Consider the following 15,571-nt stretch of genomic DNA (forward strand, 5'->3'; position numbering starts at 1 on the left):
TTGCTACCAGATATTGTGGAAGTGATTAACTGGGCCGTGTCCTGCACCCACATTCAATTGATCAGCCGCTTTAATCGCCGCTGTAATGTATTCTTTTGCTCGTGTGACCGCTTCCAGAATGGAGCAGCCTTGCGCTAAATACGCAGTAACAGCTGACGCTAAAGTACAGCCCGTACCATGAGTATTCTTGGTTGCTATACGCACACTTGGGAATTCAGTAAATGTAGTACCATCAAATAAAATATCTGGAGAAGACTCGCCTTCAAGGTGACCGCCTTTTAAAAGTACATTTTGAACGCCTAAAGCATGTACTTGGACAGCCATTTCACGCATACCTTGAATAGATATGGGTTCCTCTACACCCAGTAAAGCTGCAGCTTCTGGAAGGTTTGGTGTAACCACGTAGGTTAAAGGTATCAGTTTATCGATTAACACCTCTACCGCATCAGAAGATAACAAAGCGTTGCCACTTTTTGAGATCATCACCGGATCAACAACCAGCCTCACATTATCAACACCTGATAAAAACTGAGCCACCCGACCAACCATCTCAGCACTACCTAACATGCCTGTTTTGACAGCATGAATCTGAATATCAGCAAAAATAGTCTCTAACTGCAGAGATACAAAATCAGGTGTAACAGGATAAATACCCGCGACACATTGGGTATTCTGGGCAGTTAATGCGGTTATTACGGAAGCACCATAAACACCCAGGGCGGAAAAGGCTTTCAAGTCAGCTTGTATACCTGCCCCTCCGCCAGAATCGGAACCAGCGATGGTTAATACATTAGATATTTTAGGTGTGTTAACAGACATGACTGACCTCAATTATCATACTGAGGCCAGAAAAATTATTGAATTGATTTGAGATTATCAACATCTGGGTTTCCTACGCCGGAATAAACCGGATCAGGTTCAACGGGTATAGTCTCAGCCCTATAGGGCACCCCGACCAAAAACGCCTATCAGTTTAAGTCCCCTCCCCCCATATGTCCAGTAAACAGAAAAAACTCATGACTAGCCAAAATCTAAGATACAGGGTCAAAAAAAGAAACTTTATTACCTGCTACGTAATCTAAACCCAGAGATCAACGATCACAATGCCCCAACTGGACAAATATCAAACAGATAAAATATCAGGGTTATCCATTCGATAACTATCTTTTTGCCTCCATCAAAAGATAGGAAATCGTCAAAAGCCACCTAATAGATTAAAACAAGCGTTCCACTCACAATTCAAACTGAAAATTTCCATTAGCTTAGCTAGACCGAAAATTAGGAATTTTTCTTATATCAATACTCCCCGTAAAGGGCATAATTGAATACGTGGATCTCCTGTTCATGGAACGAATACGAAGGATGGCCTCGAGAAGCGGAAAGGAAGGCATGACGCCCTAGGATTTTCGACCGCAAGGATTATGGAAGCCAATAGAGGGGATTCTTCAAGGAATGAAGTATCCCCTTACCCCCCATTTTTACATATCTCAATTTAACTAAGCACTAATCTCTAAAGACTATATTACTTACAGTTAGATACGTCTATAAAAGATTAAGGCGGTCTTAACGAGAAGGAGTGACGCGATATGAGCTATTCCAAGCATCATCCACCACTGACTGCACCGTTCGATTACAACCAGCTGCAATCCATTCAGCTAAAATAGTCGCCAAATCAGGAAACACTTTAGGCTCAGGCATAGGTAAAACTAACCACTGAACAAGTCGCTCGGATTGCAAACTATCAATCACAACCCCTAACCCTAAATATTCGAGTATCTCAGCATTAGATTCCTGCTCTGCCTGCCCGACCTGTGGCAGCGTCAGAATTTTTTTACCGTACTGAATCGCCTCACTCAACAAACCAAAGCCAGAATTACAAATCACCCCCGAACAGTCAGACAAGTCGCGGTGAAACCCATCACGCGAAAAAGGCCGAACATGCATATTCCCATCATCTGTCGCTTTATCAACTCGCGCATAGACAAAAAATTCGCACTCGGTATACAGCTGCAACGCCCGACAAATTTGATCTACATTATCATGTGGTAAATAGACAACGACTTTATTGTCACTTTTAACGGGATCGAACAACCGCGCTTGAATCAACGGCGGGCAGATTGCATGGTTAAAATGGTGCCAATGAATACCAACAGACACTTTAGCAGGTGCAAAGCTTTTGATTTGATGTCTAAAAATAAAGCCTGTTTTTGAATCAGGCAAAGCATGCAAAAAAGCATATTGGTGAGCTATACCCACACTAGGAACCCCTTTGAGCTTGGCCGCCCAAGCAGTCACGGGCTCAAAATCGGTGATCACTAAATCGTATTGATCCAGATTCAAAGCAAAAATATCTCTGACCAATTTTATTGGATTATTACCCGTAAAGGTTTTCCACTGATTAACTTTACTACCTTCCATATAGAAGGTTAAACCTTGTCGGCACTGGTAAGCACCAAAGGGCTCCATATTGAACAACTCTTCAGGATTTCGACCACTAAATAAATAATCAACATCCACACCTGCTTTCTCTAAAGCGGGAGCCATCACCCTGGCACGTGTGATATGGCCATTACCTGTCGCTTGAACACCATATAAAACTTTCATATTTTAGAACGTAACCAAAGTAGGCAAAAAACTTAATGCAAACGTTGCACTGCACAAACCTAAGGCAGCACCCGCCAAAATATCAGTAGGATAATGAACGCCTAACAATATACGAGAAACACCCACCATCAACGCACAACCATAAGCGAACTCAGCATAATCAGGGTAGAAATTAGCAATAAGGGCTGCAAAAACAAAAGCCGCTGCGGAATGCCCTGAAGGAAAACTAAACTTATCAGAAGGTACTATATAAGCCTCAATAGAAAGAGACTCACAAGGGCGATCCCGTTTAATAGTATTTTTAAGTATTAAATACAGAGGTAATTCGATTGAGTAAGCAAACAATCCGGCAATCAGAAAAACGAGCCCAGACTCTGACTCGAAGATTGCAAGAAAAACACCCACCAGCAAATAAAAGCCGCCATCACCTAAACGAGAAATTTGACGGCTAATTAAAGCCATTTGAGGTGCTTTAGGCAGCCCTAAACACCAATTAAATGCCAAAAGATCAAACGCTGTTAGAAACTTTATAGCACTCATATTCGGAGTTCTCCAAGTACTCTAGTCATACTTGAAGATAATGAGTAACTAAGGTGACATTCCGATGAATGAGTATTTACATTTTTATGACAACGATAAATTAAAGAACGGCGTCAGCCATCTCTTTCAAAAACTGCTTTTCAAACCACTGAGCGGCCATTTCAACAATAAGCTTAGGCTTCATTAATGGCACCATATGCCCTTCATTATCAACAACTAATAGTTCCAATGGCTGGTCGCAGTAACTCATCACCCGCCGAGAATAACTAAGAGGCAGCACCTCATCTTGATCGCCATGTAAAATAGCAGAAGAAAAGTCAAACTTTTGGCTAACAATATTACAGCGGTAATTAAATAAGCTAGAAAGGGTACGAAGCGGATAATCAAAAACAATCAAAGGATCATTATTGATTTCTTGTGCGGCTGGATGACCTTTTAGTAACTGCTCAAAATCTACAAAGTTTTTAAGAGGGACTTTATAAGTAGGCATCATAAGAGAAGAAGCCCATGTCCAATTCCAGCCCATACGATAACCCATATCAGGCGCTACATCAGGTACCAATAACGTGCCACATAGAACTGCACAAAGACGATCATCTTGTTCCGCTGCAGCCATCGCAAGCAACGCGCCAATAGAATAGCCATAAATACCAAACGGCCCCTCAAAGCGTTGCTGAAGCACATCAAGCACTTCCGATACTGCTTCACACATCTGTTCAACGGTGTAATCCCCTCGAGAACCCGCCGAATATCCGTGCCCTAAAGGGTCAATACCGACCACATTGAACCCTTTTTTAGCCAACTCCGACAATAACTCAGCGTAAAGCTCGCAATACGTGCCAATACCCGGTAAAAAAACAATCGTGGGAGCATCAGGAGAGTACTCATACAATTCACAGTGAATCGCTTTCTCTCCTACACAAAACGCGGTCCGGTCCTGTAAGTAAGATTCAATATTTAGCTTCTTTCGCAGATTAGCGCGAAATACACTTCCTTCTTGCGATAAAACGGGAGGTCTAATCTGTACTGTCATAAATAATCTCTGGTTATGTCTGGCAATGCTTACAAAAAACGGTAGAGCGTTGCCCTAATCGCACTTCAGTCAAAGGAGCTAAACAATTAACACAAGGCTCCCCTTTACGGCCATATGCATGCAGTTTTTGCTGAAAATACCCTGGCTTACCATCACCTCCAACAAAATCTTTCAGCGTAGTACCTCCCTGCTGTATTGCGGCGGCCAGTACACCTTTAATCTCATTAACCAATATCAGCAACCGCCTCTTAGAAATTTTTCCTGCAGATCTTCGCGGATCTATACCACTTATAAAAAGCGCTTCCGTAGCATATATATTCCCTACACCCACTACGATCTTACTATCCATAATTAAGGACTTAATAGCCACTTTTTTGCCCGCACAACAGCCCGCCAAATACTCAACATTAAATGCCTCACTTAAAGGCTCTGGACCCAGCTTATAGAGCAATTCATGGTGCTCACCTTCTGGCTGCCATAAAACAGAGCCAAAGCGGCGCGGATCGGTTAACCGAAGAACCTGATTATTAGTAAAGCAAAAATCTACATGATCATGCTTTTGCGGGACTTTATCTTTATCTACAATTCGCAAACTTCCAGACATTCCCAAATGAAGCATCACCTGCCCACCGTCAACGCAAACAAGAATGTATTTCCCTCGACGAACAACATCAACTACCGTTTTCCCTTCTATTTTTTCAGCAAGGAAGTCAGGTACTGGCCATCTTAAATTCGGATTTCTCACATTCAAGGCAATTAATTTCTCCCCCTTAATGTGAGGGCGAATACCACGACAGGTCGTTTCTACTTCAGGCAATTCAGGCATGAATACAACTAATTTAAATAAATAGATAAAGAAAAATCACTATCAGATTAACACAAAAACAAGTAATTAAATGCTTCAGCTAATCCACAGTACAAAAACGGCGTGGTAAACTTCGCCTTAACTTAACAAGCTCATTTATTAGGTAGTCTCAATAGCTTATGGATTTTATCTGGATACTTTTTGCATTTGTCTGCGGCTATACGCTACGTTTAATCGAAATGCCACCACTAATCGGCTACCTTTTTGCCGGCTTTTTCCTCAACTTCCTTGGCATAGAGCCTGTTGATAGTCTAGATAGCTTAGCAGACCTGGGCATAACTTTGATGCTCTTCACTATAGGTTTGAAACTAAACATAAAAGACCTAATTAGAAAAGAAGTATGGGTAAGTAGCCTGTCACATATGGGCCTATGGACTCTATTGATCGGATTGCTATTTTTATTGCTGTCGGTCATGTCCGCGCCATTCTTTACTCAGCTAGACCTGAAATCAGCAGCCCTTATAAGCTTTGCACTCAGCTTCAGCAGTACTGTATGTATAGTTAAACTGCTAGAAGAAAATGGTGAAATGCAAACAAGGCACGGCCAACTCGCCATTGGCGTTTTAGTAATGCAGGATATTGCGGCAGTCCTTTTCTTAGCTTTTGCCACAGGAAAAGTCCCTTCTATCTGGGCATTAGCTTTATTTGGCCTACTTTTCATAAGACCCCTATTAAACCATTTACTCATGCGTGCAGGTCACGGGGAACTACTTCCACTATCAGGTTTTTTCTTGGCTCTCGGCGGTTATGAGCTTTTCACTCTTGTTGGCGTAAAAGGCGACTTAGGTGCTTTGATCTTCGGCATGCTATTAAGCGCTCACCCTAAAGCAAGTGAGTTGACAAAGTCGCTTCTGAGTTTTAAAGATTTATTCCTAATCGGTTTTTTCTTATCTATAGGTTTCACCGCTCTCCCTAGCTGGCCGATGTTTGGAATGGCCCTTGCGCTAGCCATATTAATACCGCTGAAGTACTTCATGTTCTTCTTACTGTTTACCAAACTAAATTTAAGAGGACGATCCTCGTACCTTGGCGCCCTCGCACTCAGTAACTTCAGTGAATTTGGCTTGATCGTAGCTTACCTTTGTGTAGATAACGGCTGGCTAAATAAAGAGTGGCTCGTCATATTGGCACTGGCCGTATCGATCTCATTTATAGCCACAAGTCTCGTTTATCGATCAGCACACTCAATTTTCGCCCGCTACAAAAATAATATAAAAAGCTACGAAAGCAATACACCTTTACTGAACGATATATTTGTTCAACCTAAAGACTCAGAAATATTAGTCATTGGACTTGGGCGCGTAGGTAAAGGCGCATTTAGGGCGCTTCACAATATTGTCGGAGATAAAGTATGGGGAATGGATGCGGATCGAAACCGTATCAAGAAATTCCAAGAAAAAGGGTTACATGTATTCTATGGGGATGGTGAAGATGCCGATCTCTGGAGCAATATGAATACTAGCGGTATAAAACTTGTTCTCCTTGCCCTCCCCTCCATTGATGACACTCTAAATATCGCAGAGCAGCTACACAGTGCAAATTACTCTGGAACGATTGCAGCCATTGCACGCTTTCCCGATGAGCATGACATATTAGCAGATGGTGGTATTGATAAAGTGTTCAACTTTTATACTGAAGCAGGCGTAGGTTTTGCGGAGGAAAGTCTTCAACTAATTGCTAACGCGAATGACCGCGCTTAACCAGCAGCTAAATTTCAAAACAAAAAAAACCCGATACAAGATCGGGTTTTTCTGAAGAACATAAAATCTTATTTGATTTTATGTTCTTTATATTCAACATGTTTACGAACTACTGGATCGTACTTTTTGAACACCATCTTTTCAGGAGTGTTACGTTTGTTCTTATCAGTAGTGTAAAAGTGACCTGTACCGGCAGAAGAAACCAGTTTGATCTTCTCGCGTGCGCCTTTAGCCATGATTCAGTTCCTTATACTTTAATGCCGTTGGCACGAACATCAGCAAGAACTGCGTCGATACCTTTTTTGTCTATAATACGCATACCTTTGGCAGATACACGGATACGAACAAATTTCTGCTCGCTCTCTACCCAAAAACGATGCCAATGCAGGTTTGGAAGAAAACGGCGACGAGTTTTACGCTGTGAGTGGGAAACATTGTTCCCTGTAACTGGGCGTTTACCAGTTACCATACAAACTTTAGACATATTAATAGCCTTATAAATTAATGGTTACGTATCTACCCTTAATATTTATCAAAATAGCCTTCGTGCTTTTACTGAAAGTAGCCACATAGTGACCTTTCAAGCACCTTGGATATATCTGCACTCATCAGATTCCAAGCTATTCCTTAGGCGGAGCGTCCCGTAACTGAACAAACTACCGTACCGGAGTGTGGATAGAAGGTCGCGCATTATACACAAGGAATACTCTTAGCACTAGCTAAAACAACTTTTATTTATAGTAATCCCCGTTCAGCAAAAGAAACAACCTCTTGATCACCTACAATCATATGATCGATAACGCGTACATCGATCATATCTAGGGCTTTTACTAAACGATCGGTTATTTGCTGATCGGCCATACTCGGTTCTGCAACACCCGACGGATGATTATGCGCAAACACAACTGCAGCCGCATTATTAGCGAGAGATCTAGCCACGACCTCGCGAGGATAAACAGCAGCTGCATTAATTGTCCCTAGAAACAATATTTCAAAATTAATCACCTGATGTTTATTATCCAAAAAAAGACATGCAAACACCTCCCTCGATTGGTGGCGCAGCTTTAAAGTCAAGTATTCTCTGACTTGCTGAGGATTTTCCATAGCATTACCACGCGCCATCGCAGAGCGAAGATGCCTTCGACTCATCTCCAGTACTGCCTGCAACTGCACATATTTAGCCACGCCTAAACCATGCGCTGCACAAAATGCTTGCTGCTCACTTTCAAGCAATACTCGAAGTGAACCAAAACTATTTAAAAGATCCCTCGCTAAATCAACTGCGCTTTTCCCCTTCACCCCCGTACGCAAGAAAATAGCTAACAGCTCAGCATCAGATAAAGCTGAAGCGCCCTGCTGTAATAATTTTTCCCTCGGCCGTTCAGACATTGGCCAATCAGTAATAGACATACTCAAACTCCTTTTTAAGACCATCAATCCTTGATGTTTTTTTTACATAAATAAGGTTCATACAATCTACGAAACTTTTACTAAAAATGGTATGGTTAACATCAGCTTTAATAGCAAGTGTTAACAAACACTTCTCATCCAACCCTATAGATAACAGTATCCAGCAAGTATGCAGAGACTTACTAACAAACGGATCATTTTAGGTATTACCGGTGGTATTGCCGCATACAAAAGCGCCGAATTAACACGTTTACTAAAAAATGCCGGCGCCGACGTTAGGGTTGTTATGACTCCAGCATCCACTGAATTTATTACCCCTCTAACATTACAAGCACTCTCGGGAAACACTGTACATCTTCACCTATTAAATGCTGAAGCAGAAGCAGGTATGGGCCATATAGAGTTAGCAAAATGGGCTGATTTAGTATTAATAGCACCCGGCAGCGCCAATTTTATATCCCGATTAGCTGCTGGCCAAGGTGACGATTTGCTTACCACCCTCTGTTTAGCAACAGATGCTCCTATATGTATCGCTCCAGCGATGAATCAAGCGATGTGGCGAGATGCGGGGACACAAGCCAATACCAACTTACTAACAAATCGTGGCATCAAACTCTTCGGCCCCGGCGTTGGCGAACAAGCCTGCGGAGATAACGGTCCAGGCCGAATGTTAGAGCCGGAGGAGATAGCGAATCTGACGGCTTCACAATTCAATTCAGGCCAGTTGACCGGTAAAACTGTTTTTATCACAGCTGGCCCTACTCGTGAAGCACTTGATCCCGTACGTTACATATCCAACCACAGTTCAGGAAAAATGGGTTACGCTTTAGCTGAAGCTGCGATTGAAGCCGGCGCTAAAGTAAAACTTATCAGCGGCCCAGTGACACTGCCAGCCCCTGAACGTGTAAAAACTGTAAAAGTAGAAAGTGCTCAAGAGATGCTAGCTGCATCCTTACAAGACTTAGCACTCTGCGATATCTTTATAGCAGCGGCCGCTGTGGCAGATTACCGTCCAACGGCCGTAGCGGAACATAAAATAAAAAAAGGCTCTGAAGAAATCATGGAGCTTCATCTGGTTAAAAACCCAGATATAGTCGCAACAATTGCAAACACAGAACCAAAACCATTTACTATTGGCTTTGCTGCTGAAACTCAAGATGTTCTAAATTATGCACGTAGTAAGCTAGAACGAAAAAACTTAGACATGATCATAGCAAATGACGTTTCTCGCACTGATATAGGTTTTAACAGTGATGAAAATACCGTCACAATTGTGACTGACACCAGTACAGAAACATTGCCGCAAACATCCAAACGTAAACTGGCCATTCAGTTAATTAACCAAATTGCGATCCAATACAACAAACATGATATTTAATTTTGTATTGGCTACACCTAATTCATTTTATGCAAATTAAAGGATTAACATGCGCTACACATTAAACGAACTTGATCATGCAATTTTTCGTGCCTACGATGTTCGTGGGATAGTTGGCACAGCCCTAACCGACAGTACTGTTTATCACTTAGGCCGAGCCTTTTCTGCCGAAGCAAAATCTCAAGGCATCAACCATATCAATGTGGCCGCAGACGGCCGTTTATCCAGCCCATCGCTGAAAAAAATATTTAGCCAAGGGTTAATGGATGGCGGTTGCAAAGTGACCGATATTGGCTATGTCCCTACACCGACTTTGTACTATTCAGCCTATCAAAATGAGCAATGCACAGGCGTGATGATCACAGGTAGCCACAATCCTGCTGATTACAACGGTTTTAAAATGATGATTAATGGCCACACGCTGTCTGGCGATGACATACAAAGCCTAAAAACACGAATCATCGAACAAAACTACACTGAAGGTGAAGGCTCGTTTGAAGAGCTCGATATTCGTAAACGTTATTTAGAACGTATTCTCAGCGACATTAAACTGAAGAAAAAACTTAAAGTCGTTGTAGATTGCGGTAACGGTATTCCTGGAGAGCTGGCACCACAACTTATTGAGCAACTAGGCTGTGAAATTACGCCGATGTACTGCGAAGTTGATGGCACTTTCCCTAATCATCATCCAGATCCCGGTAAACCCAAAAACTTACAAGACGCAATCGCGATGGTTAAAGAAACGGGAGCGGATCTAGGCTTAGCCTTCGATGGGGATGGCGACCGTGTAGGCGTTATCACCAACGAAGGTAATATAGTCTATCCCGATCGCGTAATGATGCTCTTCTCTGAAGAGATCATTAAACGTAACCCAGGTGCAGAGATTATCTTTGATGTGAAGTGTTCACGCCTACTTGCCAAAGTCATCGAAGCAGCCGGTGGCAAAGCCACTATGTGGCGAACAGGCCACTCCTTAATTAAACAAAAAATCAAAGAATCTGGCGCACTCTTGGGCGGCGAGATGAGTGGACACATTTTCTTTAAAGAGCGTTGGTATGGTTTTGATGACGCTCTATACAGCGCTGCCCGCCTCTTAGAAATTCTTACAAATACCGATAAAACAGCCGAACAGCTTTTTACTCAGTACCCAGAAGATATCAGCACTCCAGAGCTAAACATTACCGTAACGGACGAGAACAAATTCAATATAGTTAAAGCCCTGCAAGAGAAAACATTCTCCGGTGGTATCGCTAACCACATTGATGGGGTTCGAGTTGATTACCCTGATGGCTGGGGTCTTGTGCGTGCATCAAACACTACACCAGTTTTAGTCCTTCGCTTTGAAGCGGAAACTGAAGAAGTATTACAAAGAATAAGAAATGAGTTTGAACAGAAGCTGCATGAAGTAGACAGCAGCCTCGTCATTCCTCATGAATAAATGACTACTACGGTTGGTACTACGCTTGTAGTACTGGCCGTATTTAACCGTTTTTAAGGACCAACTATGCCTCTTACACGCAAAGAAGCCATGACAACCGCTCATGTTCTTAGTGAAGCAATGCCCTACATTCAGCGCTTCGTGGGAAAAACCATCATCATTAAATATGGTGGCAATGCCATGATCGACGAAAAGCTACAAAACAGCTTTGCTCGCGATATAGTAATGATGAAACTGATAGGCATAAACCCCATCGTAGTCCACGGCGGAGGCCCGCAGATTGGCGAATTACTTAATGACCTAAACATTGAGTCCCACTTTATTAACGGCATGCGCGTCACCGACTCCAAAACGATGGATGTTGTTGAAATGGTATTAGGCGGTGCAGTTAATAAACAGATCGTCGGACTTATTAATAACAATGGTGGTCAAGCGATCGGTTTAACCGGTAAAGACGGTAAACTCCTACAAGCTAAAAAATTGCGTATAGAACACAAAACACCTGATATGGAAGCTCCAGAGATCGTCGACATTGGTCACGTAGGTGAAGTATCTAGTGTCAACGTGAGTGTTTTAGATATGCTGGTAAACTCCAATATTATTCCCGTTATTGCCCCTATTGGAGTAGGCTCAGACGGCGCCTCTTATAATATCAACGCCGACTTAGTTGCAGGAAAAGTTGCCGAAGTCATGCAAGCAGAAAAACTAATTCTGCTAACCAATATCGCAGGCTTAATGGATAAAGATGGCAACATTCTTACCGGTTTAACTACCCACGAAGTCGATGAACTAATCAACGATGGTACTATCTATGGCGGCATGCTACCTAAAATCGGCTGCGCACTCAGCGCAGTAAAAAATGGCGTAACAAGCGCACATATTATTGATGGCCGAGTAGAGCACTCATGCATGTTAGAGATTTTCACCGATGAAGGTGTTGGTACATTGATTACCAATCGTGGTTAGAGGCAAGACAATGAACGACAACGAAAAACTTTCTCGACGTGAGCAGATATTGCAATCACTAGCTCACATGCTTGAAAGCCCAGGACAAAAAATAACAACCGCCGCACTAGCCAAAGAAGTAGGCGTGTCTGAAGCTGCGCTCTATAGGCACTTCCCAAGCAAAGCACGTATGTTTGAGGGATTAATTGGCTTTATTGAAGAAACTGTCTTCAGTCGTGTAACGGTGATTACACAGGTTGAGCCTGACGGCATAAAGCAATGCGAGCAAGTACTTACACTTACGCTAGCCTTCGTAGAACGAAACCCTGGCATGGCGCGTATTTTAACGGGTGAAGCACTTGCAGGTGAAACAGACCGGCTGCGTCAACGTATTAACCAGTTTTTTGAACGCTTAGAAACTCAACTTAAGCAGATTCTACGTGAAGCAGAAGCCAAACATGGTTTACGCACAAAAACGACCGCAGGTGCGTCAGCTAATCTAATGCTATCTACAACAGAAGGTAGAATTAGACAGTTTGTCCGGAGTGATTTCCGTAAAAAGCCTACCGAACAATGGCAAGAGCAATGGCCTCGCCTAGCTGAAGGCATTTTTCGCCAAGCTTAATGACTAAAAAGCTAAAGGGAGATCGCTATCTCCCTTTTTTATTCCAGTTAGCGCTCGACCCTATCTTAGAATAAACAGATTTCATGGACATACTTTTAGAACAAAGCACTCTGCTGCTCCTCTCTTTAGTGGCCAACACTCTGTCAGCCATGGCCGGCGGAGGCGCAGGGCTACTCCAGCTCCCCGTCCTGCTTTTTTTAGGACTTAGCTTTAGCACAGCACTCGCCACTCACAAAATAGCCAGTGTCGCTTTAGGTATAGGTGCAACGCTGCGTCATATAAAAGAGGGACATTTAGATTATCGTTTCTGTGGATATATTCTTTTATGCGGCTTACCCGGCGTAGTACTTGGGGCAGACATAATCTTAAGAATACCTGAAGGCTGGACTATTCTCAGCCTAGGCATTCTAACAACAGGCTTAGGCATCTATTCCCTACTGCAAAAATCTTTAGGGCTGACTGAAGAGCCCCGAAATAGAAACCGCCGAGGCATGATTATTGGTGGCTTAGTCCTTTTCATTATCGGCGCGCTAAACGGCTCGCTAACCTCCGGAACAGGGCTTTTTGTCACAATCTGGTTAGTGCGCTGGTTCGGCCTAGAATACAAAACAGCGGTAACTTACGTTCTGATATTAGTCGGCCTTTTCTGGAACTCTACTGGTGCACTTACGGTTTCGCTCCAGCAAGCTCCCCGCTGGGATTGGCTTGCCGCACTGCTTATAGGCGCAACAGCAGGCTCATACTTAGGAGCGCATTTAGCCATTACCCAAGGAAACAAACTGGTAAAGCGAGCATTTGAAGCACTGACGATGCTCGTAGGCATCAAGCTTATCGTAGATGGCACGTCAATTCTTTCTAATGTTTTATAGCGACAGGCATAGAGACACAATGCCCCTCTTTACTATCGCAAGGTTGATCAACCTTGGGCGGACTGATCATTAGGCGTGTTTGGGAGCGTAAGCTCAAAAGTTCAGAGGCAGAAACTAATTTAATATTTAACTCTGCCAAGATCGGAATAACTTCAGATAAGTAAGCGATAGTTTCAGGGTAAGGATGACCTATGACAACTGCATGGCCTTGTGTAACAGCTAAGCTCAAGGCCTGCTTAAACTGGTTATGAATATAAGCACGATGAGGCTGATTATCTAAAAAAACATCTCTAATCAAATAAGGAATCTTATATTCATGAGCAAGCTGCCAAGCTACTGTATTAGGTGTTGTTAAACTATCGATAAAAAACATATTCCTTTCACGTATAACCGACATAACAATATCCATTCTCTGTCGATCTTCCGTTAAAAGGCTACCCATATGGTTATTCATACCGACAACATGAGGTATTGAATCTAAGTCTTCATTTAAAATCTGATTCACTTGCTGCAAACTATGTTGCTGTGTCAGTGCACCCGGCCCTAAACGCAGCCCTGCCTTATTCTCCATAGGCGCATGAAGAATAACCTCCTTACCTAAACCATAAGCCGTTTGAGCCAATTCAAAAGAATAAGGAGTATGTGGAAGAAATGCATAAGTGATCACCCCTGGCAATTTTATGGCCGCCAGCCCCTTCTCTTTGTTATCCCCAATATCATCAATAATAATAACCATAACGGGGTCTTCATTAGTAAATGCTTGATTCGCAACCACATTGCTGACAAGACCTATAGGCGATGCCAGTAAAAACAGAAGCAATAATTTATTAACGAAGCCCATCATTACTTCTGGACGATCACTAGAGCTTTTAACAGATTCAGCGCTTCATAAAGTTGATAGTCCTGAGCCGCGAGCCCTGCCACATCAGCATCAGTCTTATCAGTTTTACTTTCATCACCATTTTCTAAATGGCCACTTAGATCTCTTTCTTTCAAATATTCAGGGCCATTATCCCGTAGAGTAATATCTGCATCTTTTACCTCTATATCAGGCTTAATACCTTGCGCTTGAATCGAACGCCCTGCAGGCGTGTAATAACGAGCAGTAGTCAGTTTTAATGCACGTTCTTTGGTCAACGGCAGTACCGTTTGAACTGAACCTTTCCCAAAACTCGGCAATCCCATAATAACCGCCCGCTTTTGATCTTGCAGCGCACCTGCGACAATTTCTGAAGCAGAAGCAGAGCCTCCATTAATTAATACCACCATCGGTAGATCGGGTACTAATGTATCTTGCGTTGCGCCAAAACGTTGCTCAGAATCAGGCAGTCGCCCTTTGGTATAAACAATCAACCCATCATTTAAGAAAGTATTACCAATATCAACAGCGGCCTGAAGCACACCTCCTGGATTATTTCTCAAATCCAGAACCACCCCTTTAAGGTCATTTTTCATTAAGCGCTTAAGGTGTTTATTAACCTCTTTACCTGAATCGACTTGAAACTGCGATACACGCAAATAGGCTATATTGTCATCAAGCATCCGGCTTTTAACACTGGCAACCTGGATAACATCCCGTATTACTTCAATCTCAAGGGGTTTATCTTCCCCTTGACGTACTACCGTTAAAATTATCTTGCTGCCGGGCTTGCCGCGCATTAACTCTACAGCTTTGCTCAGATCCATCCCCTGTACAGCGTGATCATCAAGTTTAGTAATTAAATCTCCCGATTTAACTCCCGCCCTTTGTGCAGGTGTATCATCGATCGGTGTAATGACACGGACAAAACCATCTTCAATTCCAACTTCTATACCTAGGCCTCCAAACTCACCGCTTGTATGAGCTTGAAGATCTTCAAATTCACTAGGTTCTAAATAAGCAGAATGGGGATCAAGACCAGCAATCATGCCTCGTAATGCATCCTCTAATAATTGCGCATCATCAACAGGCTCAACATAGGAAGACTTGATGCGCTGAAAAACCTCAGTAAACAACCGCAATTCATCAAGTGGTAAAACTTTTTCGCTTTTAACTTCTTCAGCATCAGGAACAGGCGCTTCGGCAGCAATGACAGATAATGACAAACATCCGCTCATAGCTATACTTATAAGACTGTTTTTTAACCCGCCAGACATAAACACTGACTTCATAATCCATTCCCTT

General features: G+C 42.8%; 16 protein-coding genes and 1 riboswitch. Of the genes, 6 read left to right on the forward strand and 10 right to left on the reverse strand.

From position 1 onward, the window contains the following. Window positions 1-3: 3 nt before the first annotated feature. The 5 genes from thiD to mutM form a co-directional block, all read right to left on the reverse strand. Window positions 4-819, reverse strand: a complete 816-nt coding sequence (gene thiD / locus ACOQOE_RS14715) for a bifunctional hydroxymethylpyrimidine kinase/phosphomethylpyrimidine kinase (RefSeq protein ID WP_067869275.1) — start codon at window positions 817-819, stop codon at window positions 4-6. A gap of 53 nt (window positions 820-872) precedes the next feature. Beyond that, window positions 873-964: riboswitch (TPP riboswitch) on the reverse strand. 599 nt (window positions 965-1,563) lie between these two features. Beyond that, entirely contained in the window at window positions 1,564-2,604 is a 1,041-nt protein-coding gene (locus tag ACOQOE_RS14720; RefSeq protein ID WP_420554348.1) for an MJ1255/VC2487 family glycosyltransferase, read from the reverse strand. Between the two features lie 3 nt (window positions 2,605-2,607). Further along, window positions 2,608-3,144: a phosphatase PAP2 family protein gene (locus tag ACOQOE_RS14725; RefSeq protein WP_067869281.1), complete on the reverse strand. Its 537-nt coding sequence runs from the start codon at window positions 3,142-3,144 to the stop codon at window positions 2,608-2,610. Window positions 3,145-3,244: 100 nt separating this feature from the next. After that, complete coding sequence (locus ACOQOE_RS14730; protein ID WP_067869284.1) at window positions 3,245-4,177, reverse strand: alpha/beta hydrolase; 933 nt, start codon at window positions 4,175-4,177, stop codon at window positions 3,245-3,247. A 13-nt stretch (window positions 4,178-4,190) separates the two neighbouring features. Beyond that, window positions 4,191-5,003 (reverse strand): bifunctional DNA-formamidopyrimidine glycosylase/DNA-(apurinic or apyrimidinic site) lyase, encoded by an 813-nt coding sequence (mutM, locus tag ACOQOE_RS14735; protein WP_420554349.1) that lies wholly within the window; start codon window positions 5,001-5,003, stop codon window positions 4,191-4,193. A gap of 158 nt (window positions 5,004-5,161) precedes the next feature. Here mutM and ACOQOE_RS14740 point away from each other — a divergent pair, with 158 nt between their 5' ends. Continuing rightward, entirely contained in the window at window positions 5,162-6,742 is a 1,581-nt protein-coding gene (locus ACOQOE_RS14740) for a cation:proton antiporter family protein (protein WP_067869290.1), read from the forward strand. Between the two features lie 68 nt (window positions 6,743-6,810). Here the strand turns inward: ACOQOE_RS14740 and rpmG are convergent, their stop codons facing one another. The 3 genes from rpmG to radC all read right to left on the reverse strand — a co-directional run bounded on the left by rpmG (window position 6,811) and on the right by radC (window position 8,152). After that, window positions 6,811-6,978, reverse strand: coding sequence for a 50S ribosomal protein L33 (gene rpmG / locus ACOQOE_RS14745; RefSeq protein WP_067869293.1), 168 nt, complete (start codon window positions 6,976-6,978; stop codon window positions 6,811-6,813). Between the two features lie 11 nt (window positions 6,979-6,989). Next, complete coding sequence (gene rpmB / locus ACOQOE_RS14750; RefSeq protein ID WP_067869297.1) at window positions 6,990-7,226, reverse strand: 50S ribosomal protein L28; 237 nt, start codon at window positions 7,224-7,226, stop codon at window positions 6,990-6,992. 251 nt (window positions 7,227-7,477) lie between these two features. Next, window positions 7,478-8,152: a RadC family protein gene (gene radC / locus ACOQOE_RS14755; RefSeq protein ID WP_067869373.1), complete on the reverse strand. Its 675-nt coding sequence runs from the start codon at window positions 8,150-8,152 to the stop codon at window positions 7,478-7,480. 169 nt (window positions 8,153-8,321) lie between these two features. Here radC and coaBC point away from each other — a divergent pair, with 169 nt between their 5' ends. From coaBC to ACOQOE_RS14780, 5 genes are all read left to right on the forward strand, one after another. Further along, window positions 8,322-9,530, forward strand: coding sequence for a bifunctional phosphopantothenoylcysteine decarboxylase/phosphopantothenate--cysteine ligase CoaBC (gene coaBC / locus ACOQOE_RS14760; protein ID WP_067869300.1), 1,209 nt, complete (start codon window positions 8,322-8,324; stop codon window positions 9,528-9,530). 49 nt (window positions 9,531-9,579) lie between these two features. Beyond that, window positions 9,580-10,968 carry a phosphomannomutase/phosphoglucomutase gene (locus ACOQOE_RS14765; protein ID WP_420554350.1) on the forward strand — a complete coding sequence of 463 codons (1,389 nt, stop codon included), beginning with the start codon at window positions 9,580-9,582 and terminating at the stop codon, window positions 10,966-10,968. Between the two features lie 66 nt (window positions 10,969-11,034). Beyond that, window positions 11,035-11,934, forward strand: a complete 900-nt coding sequence (gene argB / locus ACOQOE_RS14770; protein ID WP_067869305.1) for an acetylglutamate kinase — start codon at window positions 11,035-11,037, stop codon at window positions 11,932-11,934. 10 nt (window positions 11,935-11,944) lie between these two features. Then, complete coding sequence (slmA, locus tag ACOQOE_RS14775; RefSeq protein WP_067869308.1) at window positions 11,945-12,538, forward strand: nucleoid occlusion factor SlmA; 594 nt, start codon at window positions 11,945-11,947, stop codon at window positions 12,536-12,538. Between the two features lie 83 nt (window positions 12,539-12,621). Next, window positions 12,622-13,407: a sulfite exporter TauE/SafE family protein gene (locus ACOQOE_RS14780; RefSeq protein WP_067869311.1), complete on the forward strand. Its 786-nt coding sequence runs from the start codon at window positions 12,622-12,624 to the stop codon at window positions 13,405-13,407. Here the strand turns inward: ACOQOE_RS14780 and ACOQOE_RS14785 are convergent. Continuing rightward, the gene (locus tag ACOQOE_RS14785) at window positions 13,394-14,251 is read right to left on the reverse strand and encodes a divergent polysaccharide deacetylase family protein (protein ID WP_067869314.1); all 858 of its coding nucleotides are present in this window, start codon (window positions 14,249-14,251) and stop codon (window positions 13,394-13,396) included. The genes ACOQOE_RS14780 and ACOQOE_RS14785 overlap by 14 nt on opposite strands. After that, window positions 14,251-15,558 (reverse strand): S41 family peptidase, encoded by a 1,308-nt coding sequence (locus ACOQOE_RS14790; protein WP_082792460.1) that lies wholly within the window; start codon window positions 15,556-15,558, stop codon window positions 14,251-14,253. The genes ACOQOE_RS14785 and ACOQOE_RS14790 overlap by 1 nt, the downstream gene beginning before the upstream one ends. Window positions 15,559-15,571 lie beyond the last annotated feature (13 nt).

It is taken from the genome of Neptuniibacter marinus (assembly GCF_965223595.1).
Taxonomy (GTDB): Bacteria; Pseudomonadota; Gammaproteobacteria; order Pseudomonadales; family Balneatricaceae; genus Neptuniibacter; species Neptuniibacter marinus.